This is a genomic window from Cellulomonas triticagri (assembly GCF_003696205.1).
In the GTDB taxonomy this organism is placed as follows: domain Bacteria; phylum Actinomycetota; class Actinomycetes; order Actinomycetales; family Cellulomonadaceae; genus Cellulomonas; species Cellulomonas triticagri.
In genome coordinates, this window is sequence record NZ_RFFI01000023.1 from 1 (window position 1) to 15,040 (window position 15,040).

Genomic DNA, 15,040 nt, shown 5'->3' on the forward strand with positions numbered 1-15,040 from the left:
GCAGTCCCACGTCGGCGTCGCCCGGCGGCTCGCCCGCGACCCCGAGGCCCGCGCCCGCCGGTCCGCGGTGCTCCGCATCGCCCCGCGCGTGCGCGGCGTGGGCGACGCCGTGCTCGCCGCCGCCGAGCTCGTCGAGACCGCGCAGGCCGACGCGAAGGCCGCCACCGAGGAGCGCGACGCCACCGAGCGGCAGTCGCTGCTCCGCTCCCTGGGCGCCGAGGGCCTCGCGACCATCCCCCCGGCGCTGCGCGGGCAGGTCAAGCAGCTCGAGGAGGAGCAGAAGCGCCGCGCCACCCGCGCGCAGCGCGACGTCCTCGACCGGGCGATGATCGACCTGCTGTCGTTCTACCGGGACGTGCTCGTCCTGCAGCTCGGCTCCGACGTGCCGCTCGTCAACGCCGAGCACGAGGAGGCCGCCCGCTCCCTCGCCGAGTCCACCACCGCCGAGCAGACCGTCCGGCGGATGGACGCCGTCGGGGAGGCCCGCACCCGGATCGAGGTCAACGTCGCGCCGCTGCTCGCCGTCGAGGCCATGCTCATCGCGCTGCGTCCCCAGGCCTGAGCCCCCCGCGCGGGTACCGTGATCCGGTGACTCCCCGCTCGAGAGCCCGTGACCCCCGCCTGCCCGCGCGCCGCCGCACCGCGCTCGCCCGCGCCGCCGCGCTCACCGCGGTCGCCGCGCTCGCGCTCGCCGCGTGCAGCGCACCCCGCCAGCAGACCGCCGTCACGCAGGCCCCGACGGCGGCCGACGTCCAGGGCCTCGACGGCGCCTACGCGCAGCAGCTCGACTGGCAGCCCTGCGGCGACCTCGAGTGCGCCACCCTCGTCGTCCCGATGGACTACGACGAGCCCGACGGCGACACCGTCGAGATCGCCGTCTCCCGGCACGCCGCGACCGGCGACCGCCTCGGCTCCCTGCTGATCAACCCCGGGGGGCCCGGCGCCTCCGGCATCGACGCGCTGTCCAGCATCGCCGTCCCGTCGTTCGGCGCCGAGGTCGTCGAGCGCTACGACCTCGTCGGGTTCGACCCCCGCGGCGTCGGGGCATCCAGCGCCGTCGCCTGCGTCGACGGTCCCGGCATGGACACCGTCACCTCCAGCGACTTCGACTTCGCCACCGACGAGGGCATCGCCGCCGCCGAGGCCATGTGGGCCGACTTCGGCGCGCAGTGCCTCGCCAACACCGGCCCGCTGCTGGAGCACGTGGACACCGTCTCCGCCGCCCGCGACATGGACGTCCTGCGTGCCGTCCTCGGTGACGAGCAGCTCACCTACGTCGGCTACTCCTACGGCACCCAGCTCGGCGCGACCTACGCCGCGCTGTTCCCCGAGCAGGTCGGCCGCCTCGTCCTCGACGGCGCCCTCGACCCCACGCTCTCCTCCCAGGAGCTGTCCGCCGGCCAGGCCGGGGGCTTCGAGAACGCCCTGCGCGCCTACGTCGCCGACTGCCAGGCCGGGAGCGCCTGCCCCCTCGACGGCGACGTCGAGGACGGGCTCGCCCAGGTCAAGACCCTGCTCGACCGCGCCCGCACCTCGCCCCTGCCCGCCAGCGGCGACCGCCGCCTCACCGGCCAGCTCGCGTTCAGCGGCATCGCGCTCCCGCTCTACAACGAGCAGTCCTGGCCCGCCCTCACCCAGGGCCTGAGCGCCGCCCTCGACGGCAACGGCGCCGTCCTGCTCCAGCTCGCCGACATCTACAACGACCGCAACGCCGACGGCACCTACGCCACCAACTCGATGGAGGCGTTCTGGTCCATCGGCTGCGCCGACGACCGCGGCACCACCGACCCCGCCGAGATGCGCGCCCAGGCCGCGGAGATCGAGCAGGTCGCCCCCACGGTCGGGTCCTACTTCGGCTTCGGCGGCGTCCTGTGCGCGAACTGGCCCGTCCCCGAGGCCGGCGGGCTCGACGACTACTCCGCCGCGGGCGCCGATCCCATCCTCGTCATCGGCACCACCAACGACCCCGCCACCCCGTACCAGTGGGCCGAGAGCCTCGCGCAGACCCTCGATTCCGGCACCCTCCTCACCTACGAGGGCGAGGGGCACACCGCCTACGGACGCTCCAACGCGTGCATCGGCGACGCGGTCGACGCGTACCTGATCGACGGCACCGTGCCCGCCGACGGGACCCGCTGCTGAGCCCGCTTTGGAGGAGGCGCCGTGTGCCAGGTACAGTGGTGGCCGCCCGTCCGGTGACGGCACGGGCGCGCCGCCTTAGCTCAGTCGGCAGAGCGTCTCACTCGTAATGAGAAGGTCAAGAGTTCGATTCTCTTAGGCGGCTCACCACGAGGGCCCGGGATCATCCTGATCCCGGGCCCTCGGCGTTCCCTGGACCTGCGAGAGCACTACCTCAAGCACGGCGCGTATCCCGATCCGCCCCTCCCGGGTGCAGAGGGGGAGGCGGCCCGGCGCCCCGTGAAGCCGGTGGTCGAACGTGACGCCAGCCAACCAGCGCCGGAGCCGGAGCGGCCCGCGCCGCGGCGCCGCACATGAGCAAGACGGACCTACTGATACGCGAGGTCCAGACCGCGCCTGACCAGCGCTTGATCAAGCCCACGTCGAATGTGTCGGCGCTTCGTCGACTGTGAGTGTCGCAGAGAGCCGCGAGAAGGCTCCCGCTGGGACCACGCTGACGATGAAGTACGACTACCGAGCGAAGGAAGCGACGCTCTGGTTCAAGCCCCACCCAGCCTGGCGTCTTGAAGAGCTCACTCCGGTTCCCGTGCCGGCTCGGCTGACCCAAGAGACCGACGTCGTGGAGAAGCTCCGGGACCGGTGGGACCTCAAGATTCAGAGGAGCCGGTTGGGCCGCGCGCTCCGCATCGTTGAGGCGATCACCCGTGAGTCACGAGCCCGCGGGTACAAGGTGACACCGGTGAAGGCCCCTCGAACAGGCCGCGCTACCGGGACGAGATCCGAGACCCGACCACCAGCGGACACCTCTTCGTCGACGTCGGTGGAGACGCGTACCGCCTCAGCGTGTTCCAAGTCGTCGATCTGGTCGCAGACGGGAGCGGACGTCCCTACGCCCGAAGGCGAGAGATCCCAACGGACCGGCTCGGCGTCCGCATACACGACACAACGCACGAGCACTGGGGGTCGTCATGGCAGGACCGCGGCGAGACGATGGTCGGGACCATGCTCCCGAAGGTGCTTCGTGAACTCGAACTGCGCCACGCAGCTGCTTCGGCCGCGAGGTAGGAAAGAGATCGGGCGGAGCGCAGCAAGCGCGAGCGCTGGGAAGCCGCCCGACAAGAGGCCATCGCACAACTTCACGAAGCCCACCGCGCCCACGTGCTCCTCGACCAGATCGAGCGTCGGCGGCCAGCAATCGCGATCCGCGCCTTCGTGGAGGAGCTCGAGGACTCGCTGGGCGAGTCCAGGACCGTTGAGGATCGTCAGCGGGCGACAGAGTAGGCCGATTGGGCGTCCAGGTACGCCGACGAAGTCGATCCGCTGCACGTTCCCATCGGGATGCCAGACCCTCTCCGTCGATCCCCCGCGAGGCGCTCGCTGAGTACATGAAGCACTGGAGCGTCGAGGGCCTCTTCGAGGCCACGCCTGTGTCGTCGTTCGGCTACGCACCGTCTACTGCCGCTGCCACCACACCATCGTGGTGGAGTGCTCGACACGTGCCGGCCTGGCGGCGTTAGGTGTCGGTCGCACGTCCTCGACGGGCAGCCACACCGCTCCGGTCGGGATCCTCTGGTCGGCGACCCGCACCCGGACGACCGAGCCTGCCCGCGTCGTCCACCACTCCAACGCGATGGTCTCGACCTCCTCGTCCCCGGTCTCCCACCGCAGCGTCACGACGACGGGGATCGGGTGCTGCACGTCGTGGTGCACGCCGGGCGGGACCGGGCGCTCGTTGAGGAGCGGGCGGACGGCTCGGATGCGGTCCATTCCGCCGGGGACGGAGTGGGGCGACGGAGGGACGAGAGGCACCACCGCATCGTCGACGCTGGGTCTGACGCGGGCAGCGGTGGCGGACTCGTCCAGGCGCTAGCGGTTGCCGACCGCGTGGAAAGTCGGGGGCCCGTTTGTCCACGAGCAGGCCGGCTGCGGGGCTACGTTGGAAGGACCGGCCAGCAAACAGGCAGGTCGGAGCACCACAAGGGGGCATCTTCCTGATGCGAAAGTTCAAGTTCATGGCGGGCTCGGCCGCCCTGGTCGCTTGCCTGGCGGCCGGCGCGTTTCCCGCTGCCGCGGCGACGAGTCCGGCGCCGGAACCGGAACCGGTCGTGACGGTCGAGGCGGCACCGGCCGCCGATCCGACGCTCGCGAGCGACGCACCGATCCAGATCCTGGCGACTTCGACGCAGACGTTCAGCGGATCGTTCAAGGCGAGCCTGCGTTCGAAGTCGTTCATCCAGTACAGCGACCAGAACATCCGTGCGAAGGTCACCACGACCGCGTGCTCGGCCGCCTACCCGAACATCAAGGTCAGCCTCTACAACGTCACGGTGGCGACCAACAGCTGGAAGGTCGGCGCGACCCACACGGTGCCGTGCGGGACCTCCTGGTGGGTCACGTGGCAGCAGCCGGGGCGCGGCGGCTTCCAGCTGCAGTTCGACCGCACCGGCCCTGCGGGCAAGGACGAGGGCACCAAGAACGTGTCGGGCCTGATCGCCTTCACCCCGTGATGTCACGCTCGTTCTGACGCACAGAAGCCCCCCGTCCGCTCGTTGCGGACGGGGGGCAGTTTTCGATGCGCGGGTCGGCGACACGCACCCGTACGACGGAGCCTGCCCCGGGCTGTCGGAAACGACGGCCTCACCGATGCTGAGCGCGAGGACTACGCCCGGCAGTATCGCGTCGGCTGTGGCCGCGACGTGAGCCGCGAAGAACTCTCCACGGTCCGCCAGTGGCTCACGAACAAGCGTGCCGCGGGCCGTCTGGCGTAGCGCAGGACGGCAGCACCGACAGGCCCTGAGCCGGTTCATCTGCGCCGACCCCGAGAAACAGAGCTACGACCCGCACCGTGGACGTCACCATCCCAAGCCGTGGGAGCACGAGGTGCAGTCCCACCTGCGCGGGTTGAAGTTGCCCGTTCCGGGCGGGAACGCTTCGGCGCTCGGAACCGACTCGCACGGAATCGTCGGTGCTGTGCACACGGGTTCGACGGCGAGGATGAGCAGTTCTTGATCTGGGCGGTCGCGACCGCATGTCGCGCGCGAGGGCGCGGACATGGGCGCCAAGCGGTCGACTACGCGATCGAGTCGTGCCGCCTGACGACGGAGCAGTACGGACTGGACTGCGGCGTGTTTACCCGGATCGATCCCCGGAACGACCCGAGTCGCAAGTTGTTCCGGAGCAAGGGCTTCGAGCATCTCGACGTGTTCCACGGCCTCGAGCTATGGGCTCGCGACCTCTAGATGTACTCGGCCATCACGTGGATAGCCGGGTGATCGGTGGCTGACCTCCGAGTGCGCTGTGGCGTCGGTCAGTGTTGTAGTGCTCGAGCCAGGGGGCAAGCGCGTCTGAGCGTTCGGTGTTGCTGGCGAAGGGCTGTCGGTAGGCCCCTCGGTGGCCAGGGTGCGGTTGAAGCGTTCGACCTTGCCGTTCTGCCAGGAGCAGTGCGGGCGGATCAGCACGTGACGGGCCTGCAGGCAGGGAGGTCACGACCGGTGGCGGACGCGCCGCGGGCCGCGGCGTTGCGCGTGCGGCCCGGCACGGTAGGAAGGTGCCCATGATGGAGCCACGGATCAGCCTCGTCACCCTCGGCGTCGACGACCTCGACCGCGCCGTCACCTTCTACCGGGCGCTCGGCTGGCCCGCCCCGGCGCGGCCGGACGCCGAGGTCGCGTTCTTCCAGGCCGGGGGCATGGTGTTCGCGCTGTGGACCGGCGTCGCCGGACGCGGGGCACCCGGGGTCGAGCTCGCCTACAACGTCCGCGCGGCCGAGGAGGTCGCTCCCGTGCTGGACGCCGTCCGCGCCGCCGGGGGGACGGTCGTGCGGGAGGCGGCGCTCGCCGAGTGGGGCGGGACGTCGGGGGCGTTCGCGGACCCCGACGGGTACGTGTGGGAGGTCGCGCACAACCCGGACTGGGGGCTGGGGGAGGACGGGCGCGTCACCATGTGAAGAAGCCCGCGACGGAGCCACCGCCCCGTAGCCTGGGCGCCCCTGCGGGTCATCGCGCGCGGCCGGGAGGCCGAGGTCCTCGACGCGGGTCTGGGCCGTGTCCTGCGCCGGTACCTCGACGGCCGGGACGTCACGGCGGCACGTCCTCGACCACGGCTTCCCGGTGCCGCTCGACGTCACGGTCGCGGACGGCGGCATGGTGATGGAGGGTGCCGGGGCCGACGCTGCTCGCGGCGTTCCTGGCGGGTGAGGTCGACGCGGGCGGGGCGGCGGTGGTGCTCGCGGAGGTGGTGGTGGCGGGCGTCGCTGGCTCCGAGCGACTTCACGGCGGCCGACGGGCCGCTCCGCCGCATGGACGGGCGTTGGCGGTGCGGTGCCGCGGGCCGAGGGCCGCGGGCGGCGAGGAGCTGATCGCGACGGCCGTGACGATCCCGCGCCCGGCCGTCGCGCACGACCCGTGACGTCCGGCCGAGCGCGCCCCGACCCCCGGGCCTCGGCCCGTCGGAGGACGGCACGGGCCCTCAAGCCTCGCCGATGACGCGGAGGGGGCCTTCCTCGGCGGTCGGCACCTGCAGCCCGTCCATGTAGGAGAGCGCCTGCTCGACCGGAACGGCGATGTCGTCGGGGCCGGCTGTGCGACGTCGCGCGAGACTCTCGAGGATGGCGTGCCGTGGCGTAGCCATGTAGTGCACGACAGGCACCACGCCGCGTGATGCCAGCAGCTCCCGGTACTCGTCGCGCGAGGCGCGCGACCAGAACGACGTGTCGACGACCACGGGACGTCCGTCGTCGACCGCCTCGAGGAGCCGACGCTGCAACGTTTCGTGGACCTCGCGGCGCCCTTCCACGGGGACCGGGTGGGTGCGGAACCCTCGCCGCCATGCCTCGATGTCGAATGACAGCACGGTGTAACCGGCCTCGCCGAGCCGGTGCGCGTACGTCGACTTCCCCGACCCGGCCGCGCCGCACATGAGAATCACCGAGTCCACACGGGATGCTATCGCGAGCGGCTCTGCGTCGGCCTGCCGCGGCGCACGGATACAGCCCCGGCAGCGGCATTCTCGAGGGTCGGTAACCGGTTGCTGAGGTAACATGGCCCGATGCTCGGACAGGTGCTCGTCCTCGGCGGCAGCGGCTTCACGATGTCGGACGACGGGACCTCCGCGATCGACGACTACCTGCTGGAGCTGACGGGGCTGCCGAGCCCTCGGGTGTGTTTCGTGCCAACCGGGAGCGGTGACTCCGACTCGTACTGCGAGCGTTTCGTGAGCGCGTTCGAGGACCGTGCGCAGCCGTCGGTCCTGTCGCTGTTCGGTCGCAGCCCGTGGGGGTACTCCGACCCGTCGGTGCTGCTTGATCAGGACGTCGTGTACGTAGGCGGCGGGTCCACCGCGAACCTCCTCGCCCTCTGGCGCCTGCATGGGGTGGCGGACGTGCTGATCGAGGCGGTCGGACGCGGGACCGTGCTGGCCGGCGTGAGCGCGGGCATGAACTGCTGGTTCGAAGGTTCCGCCACGGACTCGTTCGGCCCGCTGGCGCCGATGTCCGACGGGCTCGGGATCCTCCCGGGCAGCGCGTGCCCGCACTACCGGGGCGTCCCGGGACGTCGCGAGACCTATCTGCAGTGGGTCGAGTCCGGTGTCCTGCCTGCGGGCTACGCGATCGACGACTTCGCCGCCGCCCTCTTCCGCGACGGCGTCCTCGTGGACGCCGTGTGCGAGGTCGAGGGCAACCAGGTATTCCGTGTCACGCGCGAGGGCGAAGCCCCGGTCCCCACGAGGCTGGTGCGCACGACCGTCGCCGCGACCGCCGGACCCACGGGAGGACCTCCAGTTTCCCTGTGACGGCATGACCGGGTCAGCAGCTGCTCGCGGGCACCGTCGTCCCAGTGTCGTCGGTGTACGTGTCGGCAGTATTTTCGAACGGGTTTCCGCAGCCCCCGGTTTCGTAGGTCGTGACAGTCGCCGCCCTGCGCCTCGGCCCAGGTCTTGCCGGACGAGGCGGCCGCGCTCGGCGCGTGCGTCGTCCTCGACCACGAGTGGCACCGAGGGCAGCGGTGCGAGGCCCCGCGCACCGGTTCCGTTGAGCCAGCGGGCGAGCTCGTCGACCTGGGTGACAACGGTGGCGCAGGACGCGGGGCTCGCGGCGAGGTGTGCGCCGAGCGGGGAGTGCGGCCAGTCGACGTGGGGGAGCCAGGACAGCCAGTCCCAGCGTCGGGCGCTGGCGGGCGAGACGAGACCGGCGACGGCGAGTTCGGCGTGTGAGTGCAGGCGCGCGGCCTGGGCGGACCACGGCGCGGATCCGTGCGGACGTCTGGACGACGTCGTGGCGTGGCGCACGGTGCACGGCCCGGGGGCGACGACGGCGGCTGCGTCCGCCGCGCTGGTGCGGAGCATGGTCGTCCCGCGACCCGCGTAGGGTCGGGTCCCGGCCCGGACGTCCCGCGGCCCGGGGAGGGGTGCAGGTGCCGTCGTACCGGGTGACCCTGGTGGTCGGCCTGCTGCACCCCGGGACGGATCCCGTGGCGGTGCTGCCGGCGGCGGCGGACGCCGCGCGGACGCTGACGAAGGTCGAGGCGCAGGACCTCGCGGTGGTCGCGGGCGAGGCGCGGGTGCTGGTGCGGTTCCTCGCGCTGGGGGACCGGGGTGCGGTGACGGTCGGGCGCCGGGTCGCGGACCGGGTGCGGGACCTCGCGGAGGTGCGCCGGGCGACGGTCGCCCGGCGGGACGGGAACCGGTGGACGCCGGTCGGGTCCGGCTGAGCGCGGTCAGCCGCGCCGGAGGTCCTGCGCGAGCATGACGAGGATCCCGGACGGGCCGCGCAGGTAGGTCAGCCGGTAGGCGTCCTCGTACGTCGCGACGCCGCGCAGCGGGTGGCAGCCGTGCCGGGCGGCGGTGGCGAGCGCGGCGTCGAGGTCGTCCACGGAGAACGCGATGCGGTGCATGCCGATCTCGTGCGGCTGCGTGGGTGCGGTCTCGATCGCCTCGGGGTGGAGGTACTCGAACAGCTCGAGGCGGCCGTGCCCGTCGGGGGTCTGGAGCATCGCGAGCCGCACGTGGTTGCCGTCGAGCCCGACGGCGGTGTCGGCCCACTCGCCCTGGACGGTGTCCCGGCCGACGACGGCGAGACCGAGGTCGGTGAAGAAGGCGACGGCGGCGTCCAGGTCCCGGACGGCGATGGCGACGTTCTCGAGCGCGATGGCCATGCCCGGGACCGTACTCCTCAGGCCGCGCTGCCGCCGTAGTGCGCCGCGAGGCGCGCGAAGCCCTCGTCCAGCCCGACCTCGGGGGTCCAGCGCAGGTCGGCGCGGGTGCGCCGCTGGTCGAACCAGTGGGCGGTGGACAGCTGCTCGGCCAGGAACCGGGTCATCGGCGGCTCGTCCGTGCCGGGGCGCAGCCGCCACGCGGCCTCGACCAGCCCTCCGGCGGCCCGCGCGAGCCCGGCGGGCACCCGCCAGGTGGGCGGGCGGACGCCGCCGGCACGGCAGATGCCGACGAGCAGGTCACCGACGGTGCGCGGTTCGCCGTTGGTGAGGACGTACGCGCGGCCGTGCACGTCGGGCGCCCGGTCGAGCGCGGCGGCGATGCCCGTGGCGGCGTTGTCGACGTAGAGCGTGTCGATGAGCGCGGCACCGTGGTCGAGGAGCGGCAGGCGGCCGCGGCGCGCCCGGTCGAGGACGCGCTCGACGAGCTGGGTGTCGCCGGGACCCCACACGAGGTGCGGGCGGACGGCGACGACGGCCATGCCCTCGGCGCCCCGGTCGCGGTCCAGGGCGAGCAGCTCGGCGGCGGCCTTGGTGCGCGCGTAGTCGCCCCGGGCGTGGGCGGGGTCGGCGGTCCCGGCGCCGACGCCGACGAGCGACGTCCCGCCGTGCGCGACCGACGGGGAGGACACCTGCACGAACCGGCGGACCCCGGCGCGCTCGGCGGCGTCGAGCAGCACGGCGGTGCCGCCGACGTTCACGGTGTCGAACTCGGCTGGGGGACCCGCGAGCGAGACCCGTGCGGCGAGGTGCACGACCGCGTCGGCGCCGTCGAGCGCCGCGGCGACCACGTCCGGGTCGGTGACGGACCCGGCGACGTCGGTCGCGCCCGCGACCCCGGAGGGGCGGCGCTGCAGGGTGCGCACGTCGTGGCCGCGCTCGACGAGCAGCCGGGCGACGGCGCCGCCGAGCAGGCCGGAGGCGCCGGTGACCAGGACCGTCACGGGGTGCCCACCCGCCCGCCGGACAGCACCCGCTCCGCCCACGCGGCGAGCCGGGTGCGGTCGATCTTGGAGTTGTGCCGCACGTCGGTGGGCATGCGGGGGACGACGAGCACGGCGGCGAGCGGCACGGGCGACGCGGCCCGGACCTCCGCGGCCAGGTCGGACGGGGCCGGTCCGGCGCGACGCGCGGGGTCGTGGGTCTCCAGCACGGCGACCGTCTGCTGCACGCCGCGCGGGCCGACGCCCACGACGGCGGCGCGCCGGACGGCGTCGACCCGCTCCACGTGCTGCTCGGGCCCGACCGGTGCGAGCGCGCCGTCGGCGGTGACGAGGACGTGCGCGAGCCGCCCCTCGATCCACAGCCGCCCGTCGGCGTCGAGGTGCCCGACGTCGCCGGTGCGGTGCCAGCGTCCGGGCGGGGTGTCCCGCTCGGCGGCGCGGTCGGTGAGCCACAACCGGTCGTAGCGCTGCTTGAGGTGCGGCGCGCGGACCAGGACCTCGCCGAGGACGCCCGGGGCGGCGGACGGCTCGCCGGTCGCGGCGCCGTCGGCGTCCAGGGCGCTGACCAGCACCTCGCCGGGACCGACGGGTCGCCCGACGCAGACGCCCGCGTCGGGTGCCGTGGCCGCCGCGCGGATGCCGTCCAGGGTGATGTCCGTGACGAGCAGGCACTCGGTCATGCCGTAGGGCGTGTGCGCGGTGGCGGCGGGCATGAGCGCGGCGGCGGAGGCCAGCATCGCCTCGCCCACGGGCGCCCCCGCGGACAGGAACGTCCGGACCCGGCCGAGGGCGGCGCGGTCGTCGGCGTCGAGGTCGCCGGCGGTGGCGACGACGTTGAGCACCGCGGCGGGGGACAGGAACACGACGGTCGCGTCCGAGGCCCGCACGGCGTCGGCCACGGCGCGGGCGGTGAGCGTCCGGGGTGCGGACACGTCCATCACCGGGGTGACCGAGCGGGTGCCGAAGGCAGGGCCGAGCAGCGCGAACGGCGCGAACCCGGTGACCAGCCCGGTGTCCGGGCCGATGTCCAGGTGCGCGGCGAGCACGTCGCGCATCGCCGTGAGCTGGGCGTGGGTGTAGACGACGCCCTTGGCCGGGCCGGTGGACCCGGAGGTGAACAGGATCGCCGCCTCGTCGTCTCCGGCGGGCTCGGGCGGCAGGACCTCGTCGCGGCCGAGGTCGGCGACGTCGACCAGGGTGTGCGTCACGCCGAGCGCTCGCCGCAGGCGGGGGTGCAGGGGGTCGGCGGCGATGCGGACGCCCGGCCAGCCGAGCGCCCGCGCGGCGGTGAGGCCCTTCGCCTGGCCGATCACCCAGTCCGGCTGGGCGCCCTGTTGCGCGCGGGTCAGGCCGCGCGCGCCGAGGCCCGCGTCCGCGACGACGACGACCGCGCCGATCCGCAGGCACGCGTACACGAGGGCGGTCAGCGTCGGCCCGGGCTGCACCAGCAGCGAGACCCGGTCGCCCGGGCGGACGCCGAGCGTGTGCAGGCCCGCGGCGATGCGCCGCACCTGGCGCGCGAGCAGCCGCCAGGACACGGTGCGCGAGCCGCCGGGGGCGGCCATGTCGAGCACGGCGGGACCGGCGTCGTCGGCGCGGGCGTCGAGGGCGGCCCACAGCGGGGCGTCCTGGGCGGCGCGTTCCGGCTCCGAGGCGGCGTCGCGCTGCCCGAGGTCCTCCCGCAGCCAGGTCAGCAGCGGCCCGGCCCAGTCGACGTCCTCGGCCACGAGGTGCCCGGCACCGGCGAACCGGTGCACGCGCGCGTGCGGCAGCCGGTCCAGCAGGTCGTCGAGGTACCGGTCGCGGAACACCGGGTCGCGCGCGCCCCACAGCAGGGCGGCGGGGACGTCGAGGGCGGCGACCCCGGCGGCGATCCGGCGCAGCTCGGGCGAGCTCGGGTGGGCGTCGTACCCCGGGATGTCCGCGACGAACCCCTCGATGCCGTGCCGCTCGTCGGCGTACCGGTAGGGCGCGCGGTAGGCGTCGGCGACCTCGCGGACCAGCGGCGGGTGCGCGAGCGCGAGCGTCGTCTCGAGGAACGCCCGGGTGGTGCTGGTCGCGAGCCGCAGCACGGGACCCGCGGTGGCGGCGCGCAGCGGTGCGGGGATCGGCTCGCCGTCCGGGTGCGCGACGGCGGTGTTCAGCAGGGCGAGCCCGGCGAGCTGGTCGGGGTGGTCCACGGCCCAGCCGGACGCGACGACGCCGCCCCAGTCGTGGCCGAGCGCGACGACCGGCCCGGTGAGGTCGAGGGTGCGGGTGAACGCGTCCAGGTCGGCGACCCGCTCCGGCAGCGTGCGGAGGCGTCCGGTGCGCGCGGACCAGCCCATGTCGAGCTGGTCCACCGCGACGACGCGCCACGCCGGGGCCCCGGCCGCGGCGGCGTCCAGGGACGCGGTGAGCAGGTCCCGCCACAGGTAGGACCACGTCGGGTTGCCGTGCACGGCGAGGACGGTGCCGACCGGCTCGACGCCGCGGGCGGCGAGCTCCGGGCCGGTGTCGAGGTAGTGCCACGTCGGGACGCCGGCGCCCAGGGCCACGCCGGGGACGTCGACGGCGAGGACGTGGCTCAGCCGCGGGTCCAGGCCCGGCAGGCCGGAGGGGACGTGCAGCGCGGGCCGCAGGGGAGCGGCCGTCACCACTGCAGCTCCAGCATCGCGGTGTTGATGCCGGAGCCCACGCCCATGAGCAGCACCCGGTCACCCGCGCGCAGGGAGTCCTGCTCCTCCACCAGCGTCAGCGGCACCGAGGCGGGGCCGACGTTGCCGAGGTGCCCGAACGTCGTCGGGACCCGCTTGCGGTCCAGGCCGACGGCCTTGACGATCGCGTCGGTGTGCACCCGGGACACCTGGTGCGTGATGTACCGGTCCATGCCGGACCAGCGCCAGTCCGGCTCGGCGTCGCGCCACGCGTCCACCACGAGCTCCAGGCCGCCGTCGAGCAGCGCCCGGGCGTCGGTGACCATCGCGTCGGGGTTGCCCACGCACAGGCCGTGGTGCTGGGTGCCCGCGCGGGTGATGCCGCCGCGCAGCCGGTGCCCGCCGGGGTTCTCGTCGGTGCGGCCCAGCACGGCCGCCGCGGAGCCCGAGCCGAGCGTCAGCGTCGCGAACTCCTGCATGACGTCGTCGCGGGTGACGTCCGGACCGAGCAGCCGGTCGACGGTGTGCTCCGTGATGTCGTCGGCGTCCTCGCCGTCCACGACGAGTGCGTACCGCACCTGCCCCGCCTCGATCATCGTCGCGGCGAGCGTCAGGCCGTTGATGAACCCGAGGCAGGCGTTCGCGATGTCGAAGTTCACCGCCGCGCTGCCCAGGCCGAGCCCGTGGTGCAGCCGCACGGCGACCGACGGCTCGAGGTGCTTGCGGGTCACCGACGTGTTGATCAGCAGGCCGACGTCCCCCGGCGCCACCCCCGCCTCGGCCAGCGCGCGCGTGCCCGCCGCCACGGTCCCGTCGTCCACGTCCTCGTCCGGTGCCCACGTGCGGCGCGCGTGCACGCCGGCGACGCGCTCCAGCACCGTGCGCGGCAGGCGCAGGCGGCGCAGCGTCGGCGCCAGCCGCTCCTGGATCTCGGCGGACGTGGTGGTGCGGCTCGGGAGGTGGCTCGCGACAGACAGCAGCGAGACGTTCTCGAACCGGGTGGTGGCGTTTCCGGACACGCAGGCTCCAGACAGCAGGGGACGAACCGGGGGCTCGTGAGGGAGGGACGCCAGGATGCGGCACCCCGGGCGCACGCGCCCCTCGAGAGTCCCGGTGCGACGCGGCCGGTCGACGGGTGCGGTCGGACCCGCGGGGCACCTGATGCCTCAACGGCCGGGGCGGACGCCGAGTTCCGGGCGCCCCGGATGGTCCCGCCCGCTGTGGCCGACGCCACGCCCGGGACGCGGCGGGACACCCGGTCGTAGGGTCGGGGCATGGCCGATGTCCTCGTCCCCGCCGCCGACCTCGCGCTCGAGCTCGCGGGCCCGTGCCCGCCCCGGCTGCTCGACGTCCGCTGGCAGCTCGGCGGCCCGCCCGGCGTCGAGGGCTACCGCGCGGGCCACCTGCCCGGAGCCGTCTTCGTCGACCTCGACGCCGAGCTCGCCGCCGTCCCGAGCGCCGCGGGCGGGCGGCACCCGCTGCCGGAGGCCGCCGACCTGCAGGCCGCGGCCCGCGGGTGGGGGCTGCGGGCCGGGGAACCGGTCGTGGTCTACGACGACACCGGGGCGATGTCCGCGGCGCGTGCCTGGTGGCTGCTGCGCTGGGCCGGGGTCGCCGACGTGCGGATCCTCGACGGCGGGCTTCCCGCCTGGGTCGCGGCGGGCGGGGCCGTCGAGCCCGGCGACGTCGACGTGGAACCCGGCGACGTCGTCCTCACCGGCGGGCACCTGCCGACGCTCGACGCGGACGGCGCCGCCGCCTGGGCCGCCGAGGGGGTGCTGCTCGACGCCCGCGCCGCGGAGCGCTACCGCGGCGAGGTCGAGCCCGTCGACCCCCGCGCCGGGCACATCCCCGGCGCGGTGAGCGCGCCGACGGCCGAGAACCTCGACGCGGACGGCCGGTTCCTGCCGACCGACGCGCTCACCGCCCGGTTCGCCGCCCTCGGCGTCCCCGAGGGCGGGGACGTCGCCGTCTACTGCGGGTCCGGGGTCACCGCCGCGCACCAGGCCGCCGCGATCGTGCTGGCCGGGCGGACGCCCGTGCTGTACCCGGGGTCCTGGTCGCAGTGGTCGTCGGACCCGGACCGACCGGTGGCGACGGGCGCCTGACGCGA

General features: G+C 74.3%; 13 protein-coding genes, 1 tRNA gene and 2 pseudogenes. 9 read left to right on the forward strand and 7 right to left on the reverse strand.

Annotated elements, in window-relative coordinates:
* From EBM89_RS05940 to EBM89_RS05950, 3 genes and pseudogenes are all read left to right on the forward strand, one after another.
* Positions 1-562 (forward strand): annotated as a pseudogene (locus EBM89_RS05940) (DNA polymerase III subunit delta'); the annotation flags it as partial.
* Positions 563-588: 26 nt separating this feature from the next.
* Positions 589-2,142 carry an alpha/beta hydrolase gene (locus tag EBM89_RS05945; protein ID WP_233571573.1) on the forward strand — a complete coding sequence of 518 codons (1,554 nt, stop codon included), beginning with the start codon at positions 589-591 and terminating at the stop codon, positions 2,140-2,142.
* A gap of 69 nt (positions 2,143-2,211) precedes the next feature.
* Positions 2,212-2,284, forward strand: a tRNA-Thr gene (locus EBM89_RS05950).
* Positions 2,285-3,591: 1,307 nt separating this feature from the next.
* On the opposite strand, the gene EBM89_RS05965 is transcribed toward EBM89_RS05950, so the two are convergent.
* Positions 3,592-3,906: a hypothetical protein gene (locus EBM89_RS05965; RefSeq protein ID WP_122148544.1), complete on the reverse strand. Its 315-nt coding sequence runs from the start codon at positions 3,904-3,906 to the stop codon at positions 3,592-3,594.
* Positions 3,907-4,133: 227 nt separating this feature from the next.
* Between EBM89_RS05965 and EBM89_RS05970 the strand changes: the two genes are divergently transcribed.
* Complete coding sequence (locus EBM89_RS05970) at positions 4,134-4,646, forward strand: hypothetical protein (RefSeq protein WP_147463466.1); 513 nt, start codon at positions 4,134-4,136, stop codon at positions 4,644-4,646.
* 745 nt (positions 4,647-5,391) lie between these two features.
* Here EBM89_RS05970 and EBM89_RS05980 read toward each other — a convergent pair.
* Positions 5,392-5,597: pseudogene (locus tag EBM89_RS05980) on the reverse strand (integrase core domain-containing protein).
* A 98-nt stretch (positions 5,598-5,695) separates the two neighbouring features.
* Between EBM89_RS05980 and EBM89_RS05985 the strand changes: the two are divergent.
* Together EBM89_RS05985 and EBM89_RS05990 are read left to right on the forward strand one after the other, a co-directional pair.
* The gene (locus tag EBM89_RS05985) at positions 5,696-6,085 is read left to right on the forward strand and encodes a VOC family protein (protein ID WP_122148570.1); all 390 of its coding nucleotides are present in this window, start codon (positions 5,696-5,698) and stop codon (positions 6,083-6,085) included.
* Positions 6,086-6,294: 209 nt separating this feature from the next.
* The gene (locus EBM89_RS05990) at positions 6,295-6,546 is read left to right on the forward strand and encodes a hypothetical protein (protein ID WP_122148547.1); all 252 of its coding nucleotides are present in this window, start codon (positions 6,295-6,297) and stop codon (positions 6,544-6,546) included.
* Positions 6,547-6,606: 60 nt separating this feature from the next.
* Here the strand turns inward: EBM89_RS05990 and EBM89_RS05995 are convergent, their stop codons facing one another.
* The gene (locus tag EBM89_RS05995) at positions 6,607-7,074 is read right to left on the reverse strand and encodes a P-loop nucleotide/nucleoside kinase family protein (RefSeq protein WP_233571574.1); all 468 of its coding nucleotides are present in this window, start codon (positions 7,072-7,074) and stop codon (positions 6,607-6,609) included.
* Between the two features lie 111 nt (positions 7,075-7,185).
* Here EBM89_RS05995 and EBM89_RS06000 point away from each other — a divergent pair, with 111 nt between their 5' ends.
* Together EBM89_RS06000 and EBM89_RS06010 are read left to right on the forward strand one after the other, a co-directional pair.
* Positions 7,186-7,929, forward strand: coding sequence for a Type 1 glutamine amidotransferase-like domain-containing protein (locus tag EBM89_RS06000; protein ID WP_122148548.1), 744 nt, complete (start codon positions 7,186-7,188; stop codon positions 7,927-7,929).
* A gap of 620 nt (positions 7,930-8,549) precedes the next feature.
* Positions 8,550-8,846 (forward strand): hypothetical protein, encoded by a 297-nt coding sequence (locus tag EBM89_RS06010; RefSeq protein WP_122148572.1) that lies wholly within the window; start codon positions 8,550-8,552, stop codon positions 8,844-8,846.
* Positions 8,847-8,852: 6 nt separating this feature from the next.
* Here EBM89_RS06010 and EBM89_RS06015 read toward each other — a convergent pair whose 3' ends face one another.
* The 4 genes from EBM89_RS06015 to EBM89_RS06030 are packed head-to-tail and all read right to left on the reverse strand — an operon-like array spanning position 8,853 to position 13,946.
* On the reverse strand, positions 8,853-9,290 hold the full coding sequence (locus EBM89_RS06015; protein ID WP_122148550.1) for a VOC family protein: 438 nt from the start codon (positions 9,288-9,290) through the stop codon (positions 8,853-8,855).
* Positions 9,291-9,307: 17 nt separating this feature from the next.
* The gene (locus EBM89_RS06020; protein ID WP_122148551.1) at positions 9,308-10,291 is read right to left on the reverse strand and encodes an NAD-dependent epimerase/dehydratase family protein; all 984 of its coding nucleotides are present in this window, start codon (positions 10,289-10,291) and stop codon (positions 9,308-9,310) included.
* A complete protein-coding gene (locus EBM89_RS06025) occupies positions 10,288-12,927 on the reverse strand; it encodes an alpha/beta fold hydrolase (RefSeq protein WP_233571575.1) in 2,640 nt (879 codons plus the stop codon). Before EBM89_RS06025 ends, EBM89_RS06020 begins: the two co-directional genes overlap by 4 nt.
* On the reverse strand, positions 12,924-13,946 hold the full coding sequence (locus tag EBM89_RS06030) for a 3-oxoacyl-ACP synthase III (RefSeq protein WP_122148552.1): 1,023 nt from the start codon (positions 13,944-13,946) through the stop codon (positions 12,924-12,926). Before EBM89_RS06030 ends, EBM89_RS06025 begins: the two co-directional genes overlap by 4 nt.
* Before the next feature lie 255 nt (positions 13,947-14,201).
* Between EBM89_RS06030 and EBM89_RS06035 the strand changes: the two genes are divergently transcribed.
* Positions 14,202-15,035: a sulfurtransferase gene (locus EBM89_RS06035; RefSeq protein WP_122148553.1), complete on the forward strand. Its 834-nt coding sequence runs from the start codon at positions 14,202-14,204 to the stop codon at positions 15,033-15,035.
* The last annotated feature ends 5 nt before the right edge of the window (positions 15,036-15,040 follow it).